This window comes from Flavobacterium sp., from assembly GCF_044373165.1.
Classification (GTDB): Bacteria; Bacteroidota; Bacteroidia; order Flavobacteriales; family Flavobacteriaceae; genus Flavobacterium.
Genome location: NZ_JBILQL010000143.1, coordinates 1 through 2,603, shown reverse-complemented (window position 1 = coordinate 2,603; position 2,603 = coordinate 1). Strand labels below are relative to the sequence as shown.

The window sequence follows — 2,603 nt, the reverse complement described above, 5'->3', positions numbered from 1 at the left end:
TGAAGCACCTACGATTTTAGTTTTAATATCAAAAATTGAAATTTGATCTCCTTTAGTAGCTCTGGCCAAAGCAGCTCTACATTTTTGATCTACTTTGTTACCGCTTACAATGATAGCAGGCTGACCAGGAACTTTAAAGCTGAAACGAGTAACCTCATATTTCAAATCATAAACGAAATCTTGTAAATCAGCGCTAATAGTAGACACTTCTAAACGTGATTTAGCACCTTTTTGAACACCAACAACACCTCCAATAGCACCGGCTGGAGCAGGAATGTTTTTGATACGGAATACTTTTTTATCAGTAACTGTTTTACCATCAGTCATTTTTCCACTTACTGAAACCGTAACTTCAGTACCGGATTGAGGTGTTAAAACATATTTACCATTTCCACCGGCTTTAATCAAACCAGGAGCTGAAGCATTTACGAAGTTATCACCGATACCGGCAAATGAAATAGTCATTGGGTTAGGCAAACCTCTATATACTACGTTCATTTTATCTGCAGAAATGTTAGCTGAATTTGGACGAGGAACAACTACATATTTACCTTGGAATTTCAATGGAATTGTTTTTCCTTCTTCCAAGAATGTAAATTGACCGTTAATACTTTGCTCACCAACAGCACCGGCAGTTAAGGAAATAACCGCTTGACCGTTTACCAATTTACCAGGACCTGAGAAAGAGGTTGGTTTAGTATTTTCGTCGTAACGACCTAACACCACTTTACCGGTTACTTGCTCACCTTGGAAATATACGTTTTTATCTAAAGCTACAATTGCTTGATAGTTGCTGTAAGAAGCAGCTTGAACGGCCGCTTTACCTAAAGCAGCACTGATTACATCAGATTCAGCTTTTTTAGCATCGTTTTGCCAAGCTGACAATTTAGCCAATGAAGCGATAGCCGGAAAGCCTTTGAAGTGGTAATCAAGGTATTTGATTTTAACACCTTCTTTGTCTTTTACTTCAGTTAAATCGAACTTTTTAGTTACTTCATTTAAGATAGCTGAATATTTCTTTTCGTTCCCTAAAGCAGCAGTCATATCCGCTTTATAAGCTTCAATAGCAGCAATAACTTCTTTACCTCTTGCGGTATAACCATCACCGGTAAACCAGCTGTGGTCTAAATTATCTGCTTTATCCATAGCTTCATATGGTAATTTACCATTCTCGTCTACTTCAACACCTTTTAAAACTTCATCTTTTAAAGTCCCTACAAAGTCATAGAATTTTTTGGTAGCAGCTTCCACTTTGTGAGCAGTTACCGCAGCTACAGCAAATTGACCTTTAGCCTCTGAAGCTTTGGCATCTAAAGCCAATAACATTTGCTCGTTAGTAGCTTTAGAAGAACTGTTAGCAGCTTCAAATTTTTCGTTCATCAAACCAAAAGCCGAAAGTACTTCTTTTGACATATTCATTGCCAACATCGCGATGAAAACCAAGTACATTAGGTTAATCATCTTCTGTCTAGGGGTTAGTTTTCCTCCTGCCATTTTTTCTAATTAGTTTATTGTTTTGTTAATAAAATATAGTTCAAAAACTAATTATCCTTTGTTACTCATTGCAGACAACATACCACCGTAAACATTGTTCAATGTTTGCAAGTTAGATGTCAAAGATTGCATTTGGTCTTTTAATTTTAAATTGTTTTCAGCAACTTCATTGTTAATTTGTGCATTTCTCTCAGCACTTTGTAATTGTACTTGGTACAAACCATTCAAAGTTTCTAATTGAGTTGCAGCTTTTGTCATCTCTTCAGCATATTTTTTTGTAGAAGCTACAGAGTCAACAGTTGGAGAAATTGCTTTAGCAGCTCCTTCAAAATTTTTGATGCTGTTTCCTAAGCTTTCCATCAACTGACCGTCGATCTTAGCTTCTTTCAACATATTGTCTAATTTTTGAGACAATAAACCTTGAGCATCTTTAGCTTCTTCATTCTTTTTATCTTTAGGTCTTGCTTCTCCTCCGGCTAATTCCGGGTATACTAGAGACCAATCAATTTCTTTTGCCGGTGTTTCGAAAGCTGATAAAGCAAAAATTGCTGCCTCCGTTAATAGTCCTATAGTTAACATCACTGTACCTGTTAAAGGTCCAAGTTCAAAGTGAGCAATTTTAAATAAAGCTCCCACGATTACTACAGCTGCGCCCATACCATAGGCAAAATTCATAACTTTAGGTGATAATAATCCCATAATAAAAAATTTTTTTAGTTAGTTAAGTTAAATATAATTAAGTTGGTTTTGAAATTACTTTCTTGGTGCCTTACCATTTTTAGTTACTTGAGTTCCCATGTAATCTTGTACAGTTCTGAACCCAATATAACTTCTAGCAGTATCAGCATATTCAAAATCTCTGGTTCCTACTTGTAAAAAGTAAGCAACATCTTTCCATGATCCTCCGCGAACTACTTTTCTCATATTTTTTGAGTCGCCCACTGTTGGATTCATCGTAGACACATATTCGTAAGCTGCAGCATCATAAGAAGAATCTGTCCATTCCGCAACATTACCCGACATATTGTAAAGATTATATCCGTTTGGCTCGTAAGATTTAGCCTCTACTGTATACAAAGCTTGATCTGCTGCGTAGTCTCCACGATTAG

General features: G+C 36.4%; 3 protein-coding genes. All 3 read right to left on the bottom strand.

All coding sequences use genetic code 11. The annotated features are described in order from the left end of the window. On the bottom strand, window positions 1-1,494 hold a 1,494-nt coding region (gene gldM, locus ACIQ32_RS11805; protein WP_396195879.1), incomplete at its 3' end, for a gliding motility protein GldM. Window positions 1,495-1,545: 51 nt separating this feature from the next. After that, window positions 1,546-2,193 carry a gliding motility protein GldL gene (gene gldL, locus ACIQ32_RS11800; protein ID WP_290875049.1) on the bottom strand — a complete coding sequence of 216 codons (648 nt, stop codon included), beginning with the start codon at window positions 2,191-2,193 and terminating at the stop codon, window positions 1,546-1,548. 54 nt (window positions 2,194-2,247) lie between these two features. After that, a partial coding sequence (locus tag ACIQ32_RS11795) for an SUMF1/EgtB/PvdO family nonheme iron enzyme (protein WP_396195878.1) occupies window positions 2,248-2,603 on the bottom strand: 356 nt, incomplete at its 5' end.

What these genes read in the sequence shown, in the direction of transcription:
- gldL (WP_290875049.1), bottom strand. Translation starts at nt 2,193, where the DNA reads ATGGGATTATTATCACCTAAAGTTATGAATTTTGCCTATGGTATGGGC.